Origin of the sequence: Lysobacter sp. 1R34A (assembly GCF_051217035.1) — a bacterium.
Classification (GTDB): Bacteria; Pseudomonadota; Gammaproteobacteria; order Xanthomonadales; family Xanthomonadaceae; genus Lysobacter.
The window spans coordinates 1-17,030 of sequence record NZ_JBPKJP010000017.1 but is presented as its reverse complement, the minus strand read 5'-3'; the positions used below and the strand labels follow the sequence as shown (position 1 = coordinate 17,030).

General features: G+C 68.5%; 13 protein-coding genes. 10 read left to right on the top strand and 3 right to left on the bottom strand.

The genetic code is table 11. The annotated features are described in order from the left end of the window. Positions 1 to 244: 244 nt before the first annotated feature. Both ACSAMQ_RS07015 and ACSAMQ_RS07010 read left to right on the top strand, forming a co-directional pair. Positions 245 to 1,261, top strand: a complete 1,017-nt coding sequence (locus ACSAMQ_RS07015; protein WP_435394975.1) for an NAD-dependent epimerase/dehydratase family protein — start codon at positions 245 to 247, stop codon at positions 1,259 to 1,261. Beyond that, a complete protein-coding gene (locus ACSAMQ_RS07010) occupies positions 1,258 to 2,148 on the top strand; it encodes an MBL fold metallo-hydrolase (RefSeq protein ID WP_435394974.1) in 891 nt (296 codons plus the stop codon). The genes ACSAMQ_RS07015 and ACSAMQ_RS07010 overlap by 4 nt, the downstream gene beginning before the upstream one ends. A 528-nt stretch (positions 2,149 to 2,676) precedes the next feature. On the opposite strand, the gene ACSAMQ_RS07005 is transcribed toward ACSAMQ_RS07010, so the two are convergent. Further along, positions 2,677 to 2,805: a hypothetical protein gene (locus tag ACSAMQ_RS07005; RefSeq protein WP_435394973.1), complete on the bottom strand. Its 129-nt coding sequence runs from the start codon at positions 2,803 to 2,805 to the stop codon at positions 2,677 to 2,679. A gap of 264 nt (positions 2,806 to 3,069) precedes the next feature. On the opposite strand from ACSAMQ_RS07005, the gene ACSAMQ_RS07000 reads away from it, so the two are divergent. From ACSAMQ_RS07000 to ACSAMQ_RS06970, 7 genes are all read left to right on the top strand, one after another. Next, positions 3,070 to 3,828: a TetR/AcrR family transcriptional regulator gene (locus ACSAMQ_RS07000; protein ID WP_435394972.1), complete on the top strand. Its 759-nt coding sequence runs from the start codon at positions 3,070 to 3,072 to the stop codon at positions 3,826 to 3,828. Between the two features lie 26 nt (positions 3,829 to 3,854). Beyond that, positions 3,855 to 4,823, top strand: coding sequence for an HlyD family secretion protein (locus ACSAMQ_RS06995; RefSeq protein ID WP_435394971.1), 969 nt, complete (start codon positions 3,855 to 3,857; stop codon positions 4,821 to 4,823). A 95-nt stretch (positions 4,824 to 4,918) separates the two neighbouring features. After that, positions 4,919 to 5,842 carry an ABC transporter ATP-binding protein gene (locus ACSAMQ_RS06990; protein ID WP_435394994.1) on the top strand — a complete coding sequence of 308 codons (924 nt, stop codon included), beginning with the start codon at positions 4,919 to 4,921 and terminating at the stop codon, positions 5,840 to 5,842. Then, positions 5,839 to 6,927, top strand: coding sequence for an ABC transporter permease (locus tag ACSAMQ_RS06985; RefSeq protein ID WP_435394970.1), 1,089 nt, complete (start codon positions 5,839 to 5,841; stop codon positions 6,925 to 6,927). The genes ACSAMQ_RS06990 and ACSAMQ_RS06985 overlap by 4 nt, the downstream gene beginning before the upstream one ends. A 1,049-nt stretch (positions 6,928 to 7,976) precedes the next feature. Continuing rightward, a complete protein-coding gene (locus ACSAMQ_RS06980; protein ID WP_435394969.1) occupies positions 7,977 to 9,653 on the top strand; it encodes an amidohydrolase in 1,677 nt (558 codons plus the stop codon). Positions 9,654 to 10,082: 429 nt separating this feature from the next. Next, positions 10,083 to 11,849 (top strand): DUF1800 domain-containing protein, encoded by a 1,767-nt coding sequence (locus ACSAMQ_RS06975; RefSeq protein ID WP_435394968.1) that lies wholly within the window; start codon positions 10,083 to 10,085, stop codon positions 11,847 to 11,849. A gap of 23 nt (positions 11,850 to 11,872) precedes the next feature. Beyond that, positions 11,873 to 13,267 (top strand): DUF1501 domain-containing protein, encoded by a 1,395-nt coding sequence (locus tag ACSAMQ_RS06970; protein ID WP_435394967.1) that lies wholly within the window; start codon positions 11,873 to 11,875, stop codon positions 13,265 to 13,267. A 404-nt stretch (positions 13,268 to 13,671) separates the two neighbouring features. Here ACSAMQ_RS06970 and ACSAMQ_RS06965 read toward each other — a convergent pair whose 3' ends face one another. Both ACSAMQ_RS06965 and miaB read right to left on the bottom strand, forming a co-directional pair. Continuing rightward, positions 13,672 to 14,166 (bottom strand): N-acetyltransferase family protein, encoded by a 495-nt coding sequence (locus ACSAMQ_RS06965; RefSeq protein ID WP_435394966.1) that lies wholly within the window; start codon positions 14,164 to 14,166, stop codon positions 13,672 to 13,674. 19 nt (positions 14,167 to 14,185) lie between these two features. Next, positions 14,186 to 15,649 carry a tRNA (N6-isopentenyl adenosine(37)-C2)-methylthiotransferase MiaB gene (miaB, locus tag ACSAMQ_RS06960; RefSeq protein WP_435394965.1) on the bottom strand — a complete coding sequence of 488 codons (1,464 nt, stop codon included), beginning with the start codon at positions 15,647 to 15,649 and terminating at the stop codon, positions 14,186 to 14,188. A gap of 155 nt (positions 15,650 to 15,804) precedes the next feature. Here miaB and ACSAMQ_RS06955 point away from each other — a divergent pair, with 155 nt between their 5' ends. Then, positions 15,805 to 16,845: a transglycosylase SLT domain-containing protein gene (locus ACSAMQ_RS06955; protein ID WP_435394964.1), complete on the top strand. Its 1,041-nt coding sequence runs from the start codon at positions 15,805 to 15,807 to the stop codon at positions 16,843 to 16,845. Positions 16,846 to 17,030 lie beyond the last annotated feature (185 nt).

Sequence of the window (17,030 nt, the reverse complement as noted above, 5' to 3'; positions counted from 1 at the left end):
CGGTGGGCCGTCCATGTGGGGTCGCTGCGCAGGATCGTCGATCCGGGGTGCGGATGGCCAGTGGCCGTGGCTCGCGGCGTCGTGCTCGCCGGCTGGGGCGGGCCAACGGTCGTGTCGGAGTGTCCGGGCCAGGGCTCATACTGGAGCATGGAGGCGTGGCCACGATACGATCGGATGCTATGACGAGGCAAGAAGACGCAACGCGACCGCTGTGCGCGTGGACGGTCCGCATGGACGCGGGCGCATGACGACGCATCGCATCGTGGTGACCGGTGCGACCGGTTTCGTCGGCGGCGCGCTTGCCCGCCATCTGGCGGCAACGCGTCCCTGGACCCGGATCGCCGGCCTCGGCCGCGACCCGGCTCGCGGCCGCGCGCTGCAGGCGCAGGGCATCGAATTCGTCGCCATCGACCTGACCGACGAGGCGGCGGTGCATCGCGCCTTGCGCGGCGCCGACATCGTCGTGCACGCGGCGGCCTTGTCGAGCCCCTGGGGACGCCGCGCCGATTTCGTCGCCGCCAACATCGACGCCACCGACCACGTCGTCTCCGCCTGCATCGCACGCCAGGTGCGAAGGCTGGTGCATATCTCCACTCCCGGCATCTATCACGATGGCCGTCCGCATCTGGGCATCCGCGAAGACCACCCCTTGCCGACGCAGCCGGTCAACGACTACGCCGCGACCAAGCTGATCGCCGAGCGGCGGGTATTCGCGCGTTGCGCGGCCGGCGGCGTGTCCGCGCTGGCCTTGCGGCCGCGGGCGATCTTCGGTCCCGGCGACACTGCGATCCTGCCGCGCCTGGCGCAGGCGCTGCGCAGCGGCCGGTTGCGCCGGCTCGGCCACGACGATTGCCGGGTCGACCTGAGTTATATCGACAACGTCGTCGATGCGATCGTGCTGGCGATCGACGCCTCCTGGCGCTTGAGCGGCCGCGTTTACAACATCAGCAACGGCGAACCGGTCGCGATCTGGAGCGTCGTCGACCGGCTCGCCGACGCCTTGTCGTTGCCGCGCCCCAACCGGCGCCTGTCCAAGCCGCTGGCGCTGGCCCTCGCGGGCGGAGTCGAGGCCTGGTATCGCCGGTTCAGCCCCGATCGCGAGCCCCCTTTGCTGCGTTACGGCATCGAATTGCTCAGCGTCGACATGACCCTCGATATCGGCCGTGCCCGCAGCGAACTGGGTTATAGGCCGCGGGTGACGATGGAGGACGCGTTGGCGAAAACCCTCGGCGTCCTCGCGCGTGCGCAGGCGCGAGCGTGAGCGGCGAAGTCGCGCTGACCCTCGGCGTATCCGGGCACAGCTGCGCCGATCCGCGTCATCTCGGTTTCGAGGCCGGCGCGGCGATGAGCTTCCCGGCCGGCTGGGCCCTGATCGAACATCCGGTGCAGGGCGCGGTCCTGTTCGACTGCGGCTACGGGCCGCAGGCGCGCCAGGCGATGCGGCGCGGCCTGCGCTGGCTGTATCGCCGGGTCATCCGGGTTTGCTCGGCGCCGCATACCGATGCGGCGACGCTGCTGCATCGGCGCGGGCTGGACCGCGAGGCGGTGCGCATGGTCGTGCTCAGCCATTTCCACCCCGACCACATCGGCGGGCTCGGCCAGTTTCCGCAGGCGCGTTTCGTCGCCCATGCCGATGCGTGGCGGCAAGTCGAGGGCTCGGGTTGGTTCGGCCTGTTGCATGCACAGATCTGGAAGGAATTGTTGCCGACGGATTTCGTCGCGCGCCTGCAATTGCTCGACGAACGCGGCCGGCGCGGGCTCGATGGCGATCTGGCCACGCTCGGCGGCGAGGGCTGGGACCTGTTCGGGGACGGCACCCTGTTCGCGCTGCCGTTGCCGGGACATGCGCGCGGCCAGATCGGCCTGGCCTTGCGCACTCGAGAGGGCGAACGGGTGATCCTCGCCGCCGATGCGTTCTGGCATCGCGAGCAGCTCGGCCTCGGCCGCGAGCTGCCGTGGCTGACCCGGCAATTGGCGATGGACGACGCGAGCGTGTACCGCGACACCTTGCGGCGGCTGAGCCGCTTTCGCGACACGCACCCCGATGCCTGGCTGATCCCGGCGCATTGCGCGCAAACGCTGGCGGCCTGGCGCCGGCGTCATCCGGCGGCGGTGTTGGAGGCCGAGGCGGGCGAGCGGGACGGTTGATTCGCCTGCAGTGGGATGCCGCTTCGCGGCTGTTCTGGGTAGGAGCGACGCAAGTCGCGACCGCGCCGTTACGGCCTCGCGCCGCAACCTTCGCAACCCTTGTAGGAGCGGCGTGAGCCGCGACCGCGCAGCCCGGATTGCCCGCGCCGGCGGCCGCAGGTTCGCGGTCGCGGCTTGCGCCGCTCCTACCCTGGCGAAGGCACGGCGCCTCGATGGATGGCATCGGCAGTGTTGCCTCTGCGCGTCCTGTGGTCGCGGCTCACGCCGCTCCTACAGGGGATGGCGTCGCCGCCCTCCGGTGCCCTGTTGTCTGGCTGTTGTTGTGCGCGGTCTCGCACTCGCGATGGCGAAAGAAGACCCGGAGGGCGGCCTGCATGGATGCAGGCCGTTTTTCATCGGGACAAGGATGTCCCGTATGAAAAATCCCTGCGGAAGCATCGCTCGTGCGGGCCCTTGATTCAAAAAGAAGCATTTTTCTTTGGTTACCTTTCTTTTGTTGCTTATGACAAAAGAAAGTAACCCGCCGCTTCAGCGGCGGAAGCTCTGGGTTTGATCTTGATCTTGATATTTGATCTTGATCTTGATCTTGATGTTGATGCTGATGTTGATGTTGATGTTGATGTTGATGTTGATCCATTGACGAGAGCAGCACCGCAAGACTGTCGCAGCGATGTCGCGGCTTGCGCCGCTCCCACTCCTGGCGAAAGCGGACAGCTTCGAAGAATGGTGCCGGCCTCGACATCTCCTCGCCCCGTGGTCGCGACCTTCGCTACTCCGGCACCTGAACAGCCTGCCGAGTCCTGCCGACCACGACCGTTGGTCGGCTCGGACTTGCGAACTAATTAATTGTTGAATTAAATAAGCCCGATGAGCACTGCGCCCCCCACCAAGCCACCCGCCAAGCGCGGGCCGAAACCGGCCATGAAGCCTGCCGCCGCCGGCCAATCCTCCCCGGCCCAGGCCCAGGCCCCGGCCCCGGCTGCCAAGCCCAGCGCATCCAGCCCGCCGGCCGCTCCCAAGCGTGCAGCCGGCCGCCCTGCGGCGAACAAGCGCGCCCCGGGCCGGCCGGCCGCTGCCGACAACCCAGACCTGCGCGCGCGCCTGCTCGATGCGGCGATCGCCTGCTATGCGCGGCACGGCATCGCCGCGACCTCGCTGCGCGCCATCGCCGGCGAAGCCGGGGTCAATCCGGCGCTGTTGCATTACTACTTCGGCGACAAAGAACAATTGCAAGAGGCGGTCAGCAACGAGCGCCTGCTGCCGGTGTTCATGAGCCTGCGCGAAAACCTGACCCGCGAAGCGGGCGGCGACGTCATGGACCTGATCGCCGGGTTCGTCCACGGCATCGGCCGAGTGATCGCCGAGCATCCGTGGTTGCCCTCGCTGTGGGTACGCGAGGTGCTGTGCGAGGGCGGGGCGCTGCGCGAGAGCCTGCTGCTGCAGAAGATCGGCCCGCTGGTGCCGCAGATGATGGCGCGGCGTTTCGCCGAGGCCCAGCAGCGCGGGCAGATCAATGCCGAACTCGACCCGCGCCTGCTGATGGTGAGCCTGATCGGGCTGACCCTGTTCCCGGCCGCCAGCGCGCCGATCTGGCGACGCCTGTTCGACGCCGACGATCTCGACCTCGATAGCCAGCGCCGCCATGCGCTGGCTTTGCTCGACCGCGGTCTCACCCCCTGATTGCGAGGACCCCTGCGATGGATACGATGAAGCACGCACTCGGGCCGTACCCGGGTTCGCTCGCGCTCGCGCTGCTGTGCATCGCCTTGGCGGCCTGCACGCAACCGCCGGCGCAGGCGCTCGGCACCCTGGAATGGGACCGGGTCACCCTGCCGGCGCCTGCAGCGGAAAAAGTCGTGCGCATCGACGTGCGCGAAGGCGAACGGGTCCAGGCCGGCACCCGCGTGATGCAACTCGAACTCGATCGCGGCCGTTCGCAGCTAAGCGCGGCGCAGGCCCAGGCGCGGCAGTCGGCCGACGCGCTGGCCGAACTCGAAGCCGGGCCGCGCAGCGAAACCATCGCCCAGGCGCGCGCCACGCTTGCCGCAGCGCAAGCCCAGGCCGCCGATGCGGCGGCGTATTACGCCCGTGTGCAGCCGCTGGGCCGCCAGCGCCTGATCGCCGCGGCCGACGTCGACCGCGCCCGCGCCGCGGCCGGCAATGCGCAGGCCCAGGTGCGCTCCGCCCAGGCCGCGTTGCTGGAACTCGAACACGGCACCCGCCGCGAACGCATAGCCCAGGGCCAGGCCGCGCTCGCTGCGGCGCAGGCGCAGGCCGAGGTGCAGGCGGTCAACCTCGGCAAGCTCGACGTGGTCGCGCCGCGCGACGGCGTCATCGACAGCCTGCCGTACAAGCTCGGCGACCAGGCCCCGGTCGGGGCGCCGCTCGCGGTGATGCTGGTCGGCGCGCGGCCGTATGCGCGCGTCTACGTGCCCGAGCCGATCCGCCCGGACGTGCGGGTGGGGCAGAGCGCGCGGGTCTTCATCGACGGCCGCGCGCAGAAGTGGAACGGCCGTGTGCGGATGATCCGCAGCGAGCCCAGCTTCACCCCGTACTACGCGCTCACCGGCGAGGACGCGGCGCGCTTGAGCTATCTGGCCGAAGTCGAGATCACCGACGCCAAGGCCGGGCAGTTGCCGGCGGGGCTGCCGGTGCGGGTCGAGTTCGGGCCATGAGCCGCGACCTGTCCGATGCGGCGGCGTCGCGCGCGCAGCCGAAGCCGCGCGAGGACCGCGGCAGCGACCAGACGCCGGCGATCAAGGCGCGCGGCATGAGCAAGCATTTCGGCCAGCTGCGCGCGGTCGACAAGGTCGACCTGACCGTACCGCGCGCCTGCGTGTATGGGTTCCTCGGCCCGAACGGTTCGGGCAAGTCGACCACGATCCGGATGCTGTGCGGCCTGCTGACGCCGACCGAAGGCGAGATCGAGGTGCTGGGCCTCAAGATTCCGCAGCAGGCCGAAGCGCTGCGCCGGCGCATCGGCTACATGACCCAGAAGTTCTCCCTGTTCGAGGACCTCAGCGTGCGCGAGAACCTGGAGTTCCTCGCCGCCGTGCAGGACATCCCGAAGGCGCAGGCGCGCCTGCGCGTCGACGAGTTGATCGAGCAATACCATTTCGGCGATCGCCAGAAGCAACTCGCCGGCACCATGAGCGGCGGCCAGAAGCAGCGCCTGGCCCTGGCCGGCGCGGTGATCCATGCGCCCGAACTATTGTTCCTGGACGAGCCGACCAGCGCGGTCGACCCCGAGTCGCGCCGCGACTTCTGGGAGAAGCTGTTCGAATTGGCCGATGCCGGCACGACGTTGCTGGTGTCTACCCATTACATGGACGAGGCCGAGCGCTGCCACCGCCTGGCGATTCTCGACCGCGGCGTGCTGGTCGCCGACGGCACCCCGGCGGAGCTGACCGGAGCGCTCGCCGGGCGCGCGGTCGAAGTGCGCGCGGCGCAACCGCGCAAGGCCCAGCGCGTGCTGGTCGAGGTGCCCGGCGTGCTCAGCGTGGCACAGGTCGGCAACACTTTGCGGGTGCTGTTGGAAGGCGCCGATCGCGCCGAACACGGTCTGGCCGCTGCCTTGCGCGGAGCCGGGCTCGAGGCCGAGGTCGACAAGGCCGCGGCCAATCTCGAAGACGTCTTCGTCGCCGCCACCCGCGGCCGCGAAGCCGCGCCGGCGGCCACGGAGCAGAGCTCATGAAACTGCGTCGGCTATGGGCGATCGTGCTCAAGGAAATCCGCCAGTTGCGCCGCGACCGCATCACCCTGGCGATGATCGTGGTGATCCCGGTCGGGCAACTGGTGCTGTTCGGCTATGCGATCAACATGAACCCGCGCGGGCTCGATGCCGCCATCGCCGACCAATCGCAGACCGCGGCGTCGCGCGCCGTGGTCATGGACATGATCGCGACCGGCGTGATCGAGCCGGTCGCCGAGGCCGACTCGCCGCAACAGCTGATGGAAATGCTGCGGCGCGGCCGGATCAGCGTAGGCGTCAGCATTCCCGCCGATTTCGAGCGCCGCCGCATCGACGGCCGCGAAGCGGTGCAGGTGCTGGTCGACGGCAGCGATACCGTGGTGCAGAGCGCGGCGGTGCAGTTGGCGCAGATGCCGATCGACAGCACCGTGGCGGCGCCGCGCAAGGTCGCTCCTATCAGCGTGGTCGCGTTCTACAACCCGGAGCGTCGCTCGCCGGTCAACATCGTGCCGGGCCTGATCGGCGTGATCCTGACCATGACCATGGTGATGTTCACCTCGGTGGCGATCGTGCGCGAACGCGAACGCGGCAACATGGAGTTGCTGATCACCACCCCGGTCAGCCGCACCGAGTTGATGATCGGCAAGGTGCTGCCGTACGCGGTGATCGGCCTGGTCCAGACTACGGTGGTGATCCTGCTGGGCCTGTGGCTGTTCGAGGTGCCGATCAAGGGCAGCGTGCTCGACGTCTACCTCGCTGCGATCCTGCTGATCCTAGCCAACCTGACCCTGGGCCTGATGATCTCGACCAAAGCCGGCTCGCAGTTCCAGGCCATGCAGATGACCGTGTTCATCCTGCTGCCGTCGATCCTGCTGTCGGGCTTCATGTTTCCCTACGCCGGGATGCCGAAGATCGCGCAATGGCTCGCCGAGGTACTGCCGATGACCCACTTCCTGCGTCTGATCCGCGGGGTGATGCTGCGCGGCGCCAGCCTGTGGGAACTGTGGCAGGACGTGTTGTACCTGTCGGCTTTCATCGTGGTGATGATGGCGGCGGCGGTGTCCAGATTCAGTAAGCGGCTTGATTGACGGGGGGCGCTGGCTTTCTATCTGTCGCGGAGCGACGCAGCCACTTCTGTAGCAGCGGCGTAAGCCGCGACCAAGGGACGCGCAGCCATCGCACCGCCTGCGTCATTGATCGAAGCTGCGAACTGTCACGGGGGGGCGACGCAGGTCGCGACCACGCAACCCCGCACCCTTGATGCCTGTGCGCGTTCCGTGGTCGCGCTCTCGCGGAGCGACGCAGCTCTCCCTGTAGGAGCGGCGTAAGCCGCGACAAAGAGCCGCGCGGAAACCGCACAGCCTTCGTCGCCGATCGAAGCTGCGAACCGTCGCGAGGGTAGGAGCGACGCAAGTCGCGACCGCGTAACTCCGCACCCGCGCCGGTGGCTGCAGCTTCGCGGTCGCGGCTTGCGCCGCTCCTACCCCCGGCGAAGGCATGCCGCTTCGATGAATGGCGGCGGCCTTGATGCCTGTGCGCGTTCCGCGGTCGCGACTTACGTCGCTCCTACAGAGGGACGGCGCCGCATGCGTGGTGATGGCTGCTTTTGCCCCGGCCGTTGCTGTGCGTCGCCGAGCACTAGCGACGGCTAAAGAAGACCCGGAGGGCGGCCCGCTGGGATGCGGGCCGTTTTTCATCGGGACAGGGATGTCCCGTATGAAAAATCCCCGCGGATGCATCGAGCGTGCGGGCCCTTGATTCAAAACAAAGCAACTTCTTTGGTTATCTTTCTTTTGTTGCTTTAGACAAAAGAAAGTAACCCGCCGCTTTAGTGGCGGAAGCTTTGGGTTTGATCTTGATCTTCCACGAGGAATCCGCCGCGAGACCGCCGCAGTGATGTCGCGGCTTGCGCCGCTCCTACCCCGGCGATGGCGCATCGCTTCGGTGAACGACGACGGCTTTGGCACCTCTGCGCGACCCGCGGTCGCGACTCACGTCGCTCCTACAGGGGGTGGTTCCGCGGAGCTGCGTCCTGCGGGCAGTCGCCCCGCCCCAAACCGTGACCCGAGCCCAGCCTCTTGCGTGAACCGCCGGTTTTCTCGCACATTCACCGCTTCGGTCCAAACCGGGGGTTGCGATGCGCCGTTTGCGATATCTGATTGCGATGTTGTCGGCCGCCCTGGCGCTGCCGGCCGCTGCGGCCCAGGTCAGCGTGCTGACCGCGGCGCGCATTCATACCCTGGACCCGGCGCAGCCGCGCGCGGAGGCGATGGCCTTCGACGGGCAGGGCAAGATCCTCGCCATCGGCGCGCGCGCCGAGCTGTTGCGGCGGTATCCGCGGGCGCAACGGGTCGACGTCGGCGAGGCGACGGTGATTCCGGGCCTGATCGATTCGCACGCGCACATGCTCGAACTCGGCTTGAACAAACTCGGCGCCGACCTGGTCGGCACCCGCAGCAAGCAGGAGGCGCTGCAGCGGCTGCGCGATTTCGCCAAGCAACTCGCGCCCGGGCAGTGGCTGATCGGCGCCGGCTGGGACCAGAACGATTGGCCGGACGCGCGCTTCCCGAGCGCGGCCGATCTCGATGCCGAGTTCCCCGACCGCCCGGTTTGGCTGCAACGCATCGACGGCCACGCCGGCTGGGGCAACAGCGCGGCGATGCGGGCGACTGCGCGCGATCTGTCCGGGGACTGGCAACCCGAAGGCGGCAAGATCCTGCGCGACGCCCAGGGCCGGCCGAACGGCATCTTCATCGACGACGCGATGGCGCTGGTCGAGTCGTCGCGGCCGCCGTTCGATGCGGCCACCGCCGAGCGCGCCCTGGTCCTGGCGATGCAGGAAGCGGTGGCGCATGGCCTGACCGGCGTCCACGACGCCGGGGTCAACCTCGAACTGTTGCGCGGCTATCAAAGCCTGGCCGAGCGCGGCGCCTTGCCGCTGCGCATCACCGCCTTCGCCGCCGGCGACGGCGATGCCCTGGAGCACCTTTGCAGCGAGGGCCTCTACCAGCATCCCGGCCGCCGCCTGCGCATGCGCGGGGTCAAACTGTATGCCGACGGCGCGCTCGGCAGCCGCGGCGCGGCGATGCTCGAGGATTACAGCGACGACGCCGGCAACCGCGGCCTGTTGCGGATGACGCCGCAGGCGATGGCGAAGGCGGTCGCGAAGGCCAGGCGCTGCGGCGTGCAGGTGGCGACCCACGGCATCGGCGACCGCGGCAACCGCCAGGTCCTGGACCTGTATCAGCAGGCGCTGGGCGACGGCGCCCAAGCCAGCGACCATCGCTGGCGCATCGAGCATGCGCAGATTCTGGCGCCTCAGGATCTGCCGCGCCTGGCCGCGCTGCACGTGATCGCGGCGATGCAGCCCACCCATGCCACCAGCGACATGCCCTGGGCCGAGGACCGCATCGGCGCGCATCGCATCGTCGGTGCGTATGCCTGGCGGCAGTTGCGCGACAGCGGCGCGCGCCTCGCGCTGGGTTCCGACTTCCCGGTCGAAGCGGTCGATCCGCGGCTGGGCCTGTACGCCGCGGCGACCCGCAGCGACGCGGCCGGTCAGCCGTCCGGCGGATGGCATCCGGAAGAGAAGTTGACCGCGTTCGAAGCCTTGCGCGGTTTCACCCTCGACGCCGCCTACGCAGGTTTCGCCGAAACCGAAGTCGGCAGCCTCGCGGTCGGCAAGCGCGCCGACTTCGTCGTGCTCAAGCAGGACCCGCTCGCGATCGACCCGCGCGAGCTGCGCCAGCTGACGGTGCTGGCGACCCATGTCGACGGCCAGCCGGTGTGGCGCGCCGAGCGGTCCGCGCCCTGACGGCGTGCGCCTGACCTTTGGCGGGCGAGGTCCGAGGCCAGACGACAGTCGTAACTCTGCTGGTCCCTTGGCTGTTCGACGTGCCGGTTCGACGCGGTGACGATGGGCCTGACGGCGGCGCGCTTCCGCATGCGGCCGGACTGAGCGCCGCCGCTGCGAGCGCACGCTGGGTATCGGTTGCGCTGCCGTCCGCGTACGGCTCCGCACTGCGATCATGCAGCAGGGATGACGATTGTAACGGACTCGTAATTCCGTGATTGTCAATCCGGATTTTGCCGCGATTCCAATTGAAAGCGTGTAGGCGATCAGATTTTATCGCCTGCGCCGACCCTAGCATCGCTCCCGAACAGCCAGCCTTGGGGGCCCGCAATGAAATCGACACTTCTGCGCGCAGCGCGGATGGGCGCAGCGTCGCGCCTGTTGCTAGCGTTGGGAATCTTGATCGCCTTGCGCGGCGTCACGCCGATGCCCGACTACGGCGGGCCCTATCCCGGCGCCCCGGATCCGCTGCTGCCGCGCGCCGATCGCGGCGCGATCGGCGCCGCGCCCGCGGTGCGGTTCGCCGACATTCCCGCCACCGACGGCGAAGCCGCGCGCTTCCTCACCCAGGCCACGTTCGGGCCGACCCGCGAAGACATCGACCGTCTCAAGCAGATCGGCTACACCGCCTGGATCAACGAGCAGATCGGCTATCCGGTGTCTTCGCAGCTGACGTTCCTCAAGAACGCCCGCGCGCGCAGGCCCAACGACTACAGCCGCGACTGGCGGCTGGACGCGTGGTTCGTCAACGCCGTGGGCGGCAAAGACCCGATCAAGCCGACCCTGATCGTGCACCGCGATCAGTTGCGCCAGCGAGTGGCGTTCGCGCTCAGCCAGATCATGGTGGTGTCGGATGCGACCTCCGATCCTCTCCAGCACGCGTCGTACGGATTGGGCCACTACTACGACACCTTGGCCCGCGACTCGTTCGGCAACTTCCGCACCTTGCTCGAGGACGTGACGCTGCACCCGGTGATGGGCATCTATCTGTCGATGCTGCAGAACCGCAAGCCCGATCCGGTCAACAACATCCGTCCCGACGAGAACTTCGCGCGCGAAGTGATGCAGTTGTTCAGCGTCGGCCTGGTCCAGCTCAATCAGGACGGCACGCCGCTGCTCGACGCGGACCAGCAGCCGATCCCGACCTACGGCCAGGACACCGTCAGGGGGTTCGCCCACGTGTTCACCGGCTGGACTTTCAAGGGCTGCCAGGCCGAAGGTTCGTTCGATTGCTATTTCTACGAGGTCGATGCGCCGGCCTGGGTGTCGCCGATGGAGAACCATGCGGCGTACCACGCCTCGGCGCAGGAGAAGCAGTTGCTGCTGTATCCGGGGGTGAGCCTGCCGGGCGGCAAGCTCGCCGCCGGCGGCAGCGGCCGCGCCGATCTGAGCGCGGCGCTGGACAATATCTTCAATCATCCCAACGTCGGGCCGTTCATCGGCAAGCAGTTGATCCAGCGGCTGGTGACCAGCAATCCCAGCCCGGCCTACGTCGGCCGCGTCGCGGCGGCGTTCAACGACAACGGCCAGGGCGTGCGCGGCGACATGCGCGCGGTGGTCAGCGCGATCCTGCTCGATCCCGAAGCGCGCGACCCGGCCGCGCAGCCGGCGCATTTCGGCAAGGTGCGCGAGCCGATCCTGCGCCTGACCCACCTGTGGCGCGCGCTGAAGGGACGGTCCAAGAGCGGCCACACCGAGGAGTTCTGGAGCGTCGACAACTACCTCGGCCAACTGCCGATGTATGCGCCGTCGGTGTTCAACTTCTTCAGCCCGCGCTACGCCCCCAGCGGCGAGCCGCAGAGCCTGGGGCTGGTGGCGCCGGAATTGCAGTTGGCGACCGACTACATGATGCCGGCCAACGAAAGCTATCTGATGAGGAAGATCTTCGAGGCCTACATCGGCAACCCGGAAGGCATCGGCAACGACGAGGTGGCGATCGACCTCAGCGCGGAGGTCGCGCTGGCGAACGACATTCCCGCATTGATCGCGCGTTACGACGCGTTGTTCCTGTCCGGGCAGATGACCGATCAGATGAAGCAAGTGCTGACCCGGCGGCTGAGCGGCATGCCGGCCAACACCACCGCGGCCAAGCGCCTGCGAGTGCAGGAGGCGCTGTACGTGATCGTCAACTCGCCCGATTACATCGTGCAGAAGTAAGCAGGAATACGGAGAGAATACTCATGAAACGTCGGCAATTCCTGACCAACACGATCTGCGCCGCGCTCGGCGGCGCCGGCCTGTATTCTGCGCTCGGCAACTTGCGCCTGGCGCAGGCGGCCGCCAACGCCTACGGGCCGTCGCGCTTCGACGACTACAAGGCCCTGGTCTGCGTGTTCCTGTTCGGCGGCAACGATTCGTTGAACATGATCGTGCCGCGCGACGACGGTCATTACCGGCAATACCGCACCGCGCGCGCGACCCTGGCGGTCGAACAGAACCGATTGCTGCCCTTGGTCGCGCAAGCCGGCGGCGGCGCTTCGGACGGCGCCGAGTACGGTTTGCAGGCTTGCACCACCGATGAGGACCCGGTCGGCATGGGCGGTCTGCAAGGCTTGTTCAACAGCGGGCAGGCGGCGGTGCTGGGCAATGTCGGCACCCTGATCCGGCCGACCAGCAAGGCCGATTACCTCAATCAATCGGTCGAACTGCCCCCGCAATTGTTCTCGCACAACGACCAGCAACAGTACTGGCAGGTCTCGCGCACCGGCGCGGGCCGCGGCTACGGGTGGGCCGGGCACATCGCCGACCTGCTGCGCGACGCCAACCCCGACGCCTTCATTCCGATGTCGGTGTCGTTGAACTTCGAAAGCATCCTGCAGCGCGCGAGCCAGTCCAGCCAGTACGTGATCGGCAACGACGGTCCGCGCCAGTTCAGCCGTTTCGAGTGGGACGACGACAGCCGCCGGGCGTTTCTGGAGCTGATGGCGCCCGGCGCGCAGTCGCACGTGTTCGGGCGAAGTTACGCCGGCGCATTCCGCCGAGCGCGAGAGAACGCCTCGGCGGTGGCGATGGCGCTCGAGGCCTCGGCGCCGTTGCAGACCGCGTTTCCCGACTCCGACCTGGGCAATCAACTGCGGATGGTGGCGCGGCTGATCAAGGTGCGCGAGGTGCTGGGGCTGAAGCGGCAGGTGTTTTTCGTGTCGATGGGCGGATTCGACCACCACGACGGCTTGCTCGGCGATCAGCCGGGCTTGCTGGCGCGGCTGTCGCAGGCGATGACCGCTTTCCATGCGGCCACCGGCGAACTCGGCGTGGCCGACAAGATCACCGCGTTCACCGCCTCGGATTTCGGCCGCACCCTGTCGTCCAACGGCGACGGCTCCGATCACGGCTGGGGCGGTCATCACTTCATCGTCGGCGGCGCGGTGCGCGGCGGGCGGTTCTTCGGCGCCATGCCGACCCTGGTCAACGGCGGCGACGACGATGCCGGCTGGGGCCAGATCATTCCGACCACCTCGGTGGACCAGTATGGGGCGACCTTGGCGCGGTGGTTCGGGGTGGGCGACAGCGAGCTGGATCTGATCTTCCCGAATCTGGGCAACTTCAACTCGCGCGATCTCGGATTTATGGCTTAAGCAGCCGACGTGGCGCACAGTCGCACGGCGCCGCCGGCCTTTGCCATGCGCGGGCTTAATAGCGTGCTGCGCTTTGTTGCGGGCGGAGCCGACTGCCCGCGGGAGAGCGCATCGGCGCCGTCGCTGGGCACGTCGTTTCGGCGACGGCGGGCCTCTGGAGACCTAGAGCGTTCTCGCTCGAAAGGCCCTGGATTCCCGCCTTCGCCGGAATGACGGCAGGTAGGGACACGGTGGGGAAGGTCAGGCGCGCGACGAGCGGGAAGCAGTGTGAGTGAGCAAGACCGCGATCGGAAGTAGATGAGCAAGGCGCGTACCGCGTCAGCACTGCGACCCGCCACGGCTCTTACGAATCCCGATTCCCGATTCCCGAATCCCGAGTCCCGAGTCCCGCCTCACCGAGCTGCCTACAACGGCCGATACATCACGAACACGTCGACCAAACCCAGCGAGACATGGCGGAAGGCGTTCGGCACCCGGCCGACGATCTCGAAGCCGTGCTTGAGCCACAGGTGCACGGCGGCGCTGTTGCTGCTGACCACGTAGTTGAACTGCATCGCCACGAAGCCGGCTTCGCGCGCCTGTTCGAGCGAATGCGCGCACAGCGCCGAACCCACGCCCTGGCCCCAGGCGCGCTCGGCGACCATGTAACTGGCGTTGGCGACGTGGTCGCCGCGGCCGGACTGGTTCGGGCCGAGCTTGTAGCAGCCCAGGGTCTCGCCGTCGGCCTCGGCGATGAAGGTCCGGTACGGCGGCGAGGTCCACATCTCCTGCGCGCGCTCCATCGAGAGCTCGGCCGGGTAGTTGTAGCTTTCGCCGCGCGCGAGCACTTCGCGGAAGATCGGCCAGACCCGTTCGAATTCGTCGGCGGCCAGTTCTCGGATGATGAAGTCGCGGTCCATGCGGGGTCCGTTGCGGGGTTCAGGCGGCGGCGCGGCCGTCGTCGACGACGACGCGCCCGCGCAGCGAGTTGGCCATGGCTTCGGTGATCAGCACGTCGACGAAGCCGCCGATCAGGCGGGCCGGCGCGGCGAAGTTCACCGAGCGCATGTTCTCGGTCTTGCCGGTCAGCTCGTTGGGGTCGCGGCGCGAGGGGCCTTCGACCAGCACGCGCTGGACGCTGCCGACCATGGCTTCGGAGATGCGCGCGGCGTTGGCGTTGATCGCCGCCTGCAGGCGCGACAGGCGCGCATGCTTTTCGGCGTCGCCGACGCTGTCTTCGAGGTCGGCCGCCGGGGTGCCGGGGCGGCGCGAGTAGATGAAGGAGAACGACTGGTCGAAACCGACGTCTTCGATCAGTTTCATGGTCTTCTCGAAATCGGCCTCGGTCTCGCCGGGAAAGCCGACGATGAAGTCCGAGGACACCGAGATGTCCGGGCGCACCGCGCGCAGCTTGCGGATCTTCTGCTTGAACTCGAGCGCGGTGTAGCCGCGCTTCATCGCCGCCAGGATGCGGTCGCTGCCGGCCTGGACCGGCAGGTGCAGGTAGTTGGCCAGTTGCGGCACGTCGCGGTAGGCCTCGATCAGCGAGTCGCTGAACTCCAGCGGATGCGAGGTGGTGAAGCGGATCCGGTCGATCCCGTCGATTTCGGCGATGGTGCGGATCAGCAGGCCGAGGTCGGCGACGTCGGCTTCGGCGCCGCTGTCGCCCGCTCCGCTCTCGCCGGCTTCGCCGTCGGCCGGCATGGGGCCGCGGTAAGCGTTGACGTTCTGGCCGAGCAGGTTGATCTCGCGCACGCCCTGGGCGGCCAGTTGCGCCACCTCGACCAGCACGTCCTCGAACGGGCGGCTGACTTCTTCGCCGCGGGTATAAGGCACCACGCAGAACGAGCAGTACTTGCTGCAGCCTTCCATGATCGAGACGAAGGCGCTCGGGCCTTCGGCACGCGGCTCGGGCAGGCGGTCGAACTTCTCGATCTCGGGGAAGCTGATGTCGACCTGGGGCAGGCCGGTCTCGCGCTTGGCGCGGATCATTTCCGGCAGGCGGTGCAGGGTCTGCGGGCCGAACACCAGGTCGACGTAGGGCGCGCGCTTGACGATCGCCGCGCCTTCCTGCGAGGCGACGCAGCCGCCGACGCCGATGATGACCGGGCGGCCGCCCTGCTTGTGCTGTTTCCAGCGGCCGAGCCGGCTGAACACCTTCTCCTGGGCCTTCTCGCGGATCGAGCAGGTGTTGATCAGGATGACGTCGGCTTCGCTCACGTCCTGGGTCAGTTCGAGGCCGTCGCTGGCGGCGAGCACGTCGGCCATCTTGGCCGAGTCGTACTCGTTCATCTGGCAACCGTGGGTCTCGATGAACAGTTTTTTCGCTCCCGGCGCGCCGGTGGCGGGCGGGGAGGCAGACCCGGCGGCCGGAGCCGTGGGCAGGGGGTGCAGGTCGGTCATGGGTGTCCGGGTCCGGGAAGGGCGGCGGTTAATCCGCGCCGGAAGGGGCGACAGTTTAGCCCCAAGCCGGGTCCTGCGGGCCCGAGCCGGGCTGGGCGTCACGTTTCCGTATCAAGGACTTGGCAGCGCAGGCGCGGCAGTGGACACTCCCGCCCATGAGGGGGAGCTCGCTGCTGTTGGGGATCGTGTGCCTGCTGGCCGTCGCGCCGGCGGTGGCCGGAACCGTTTACCGTTGCGAAAGCGCCTCGGGCGAGCGCAGCTACGTCAGCAAGAAGGTCAAGGGCGCGAGCTGCGTCGTCGCGGGCCAGTACATCAACCGCCCCAACCGCCCGCGCAATCCGACCCCGGTGTCGTACGCCCCGCCGGCGATGGGTTCGGTGGGCTCGGGCAGCGCGACCTCGGCCCCGGCCTCGATCCACAACAACCCCCCGGCTACCTATAGCGGCGCCGCCGCGACCATGGCCGCGGCCGGGCTCAAGCCGGCTGCGTTCGTGCCTGGTCAAGCCGTGCCTGCCCAAGCCATGCCGGACAAGGCCGCGGCCGGCCAGGCCGGCAGCAACGCGATCGCCCCGGTGGTCGCGGTGCCGGCGACCCCGCGGGCGGCCCCGACCCGGCTGGTCCAGGGGCAGGTCTACTCCTACATCAAGGACGGCGTCCGCCATTACACGAGCAAGCGGCCCAAGGGCCTGGCCAATGTCTCGGCGATGCGGACCATCCGCTACAGCTTCATCGAGAGCTGCTACGCCTGCGGCGCGCGGCCCGGGGTCAACTTCGGCACCCTGCGCCTGAACACCGAGGCCTTCTCGGCCGAGATCGCCGCGGCGGCGCGCCAGCACGGGGTCGAGGAGGCGATCGTGCGCGCGATCATCCATGCCGAATCGGCTTACAACCCCAACGCGATGTCGCGGGTCGGCGCGCAGGGGCTGATGCAGCTGATGCCGGCGACCGCGCGCCGGTTCGGGGTCGGCAACGCGTTCGACGCCGGCCAGAACATCCAGGGCGGGGTGCAATACCTGGCCTGGCTGCTCAAACGCTTCAACGGCAACCTGACTCTGGCCGCGGCCGGCTACAACGCCGGCGAGGGCGCGGTCGACAAGTACAAGGGCGTGCCGCCGTACAACGAGACCCAGCGCTACGTACAGCGGGTCGCCGTGCTCGCCGAGCGCTACCGCTCGGCCACGACCGTCGCGCGCTGAGCCTTCGCCGTACGCCTGGCGCAAGCGAGGCTCCGCACGCGAGGCCCGCCGCACGCGGGCCCGTCCGCCGGCCCGGACCAAGCCGCCCGCATCGAATCCCTCCATGACCGGCCGCCTCGCCGCCTTCGTACGCCTGCGGGGCGCGGTTGCGCGAGGGCGCGGCGCCGCGGCGGCGTCCGGAACCG

Bases quoted from the DNA above. Each gene is read 5' to 3' on its own strand.
- ACSAMQ_RS07015 (WP_435394975.1), top strand. From the start codon at position 245: ATGACGACGCATCGCATCGTGGTGACCGGTGCGACCGGTTTCGTCGGC.
- ACSAMQ_RS07000 (WP_435394972.1), top strand. From the start codon at position 3,070: ATGAAGCCTGCCGCCGCCGGCCAATCCTCCCCGGCCCAGGCCCAGGCC.
- ACSAMQ_RS06995 (WP_435394971.1), top strand. From the start codon at position 3,855: ATGAAGCACGCACTCGGGCCGTACCCGGGTTCGCTCGCGCTCGCGCTG.
- ACSAMQ_RS06990 (WP_435394994.1), top strand. From the start codon at position 4,919: ATGAGCAAGCATTTCGGCCAGCTGCGCGCGGTCGACAAGGTCGACCTG.
- ACSAMQ_RS06985 (WP_435394970.1), top strand. From the start codon at position 5,839: ATGAAACTGCGTCGGCTATGGGCGATCGTGCTCAAGGAAATCCGCCAG.
- ACSAMQ_RS06980 (WP_435394969.1), top strand. From the start codon at position 7,977: ATGCGCCGTTTGCGATATCTGATTGCGATGTTGTCGGCCGCCCTGGCG.
- ACSAMQ_RS06970 (WP_435394967.1), top strand. From the start codon at position 11,873: ATGAAACGTCGGCAATTCCTGACCAACACGATCTGCGCCGCGCTCGGC.
- ACSAMQ_RS06965 (WP_435394966.1), bottom strand. From the start codon at position 14,166: ATGGACCGCGACTTCATCATCCGAGAACTGGCCGCCGACGAATTCGAA.
- miaB (WP_435394965.1), bottom strand. From the start codon at position 15,649: ATGACCGACCTGCACCCCCTGCCCACGGCTCCGGCCGCCGGGTCTGCC.
- ACSAMQ_RS06955 (WP_435394964.1), top strand. From the start codon at position 15,805: ATGAGGGGGAGCTCGCTGCTGTTGGGGATCGTGTGCCTGCTGGCCGTC.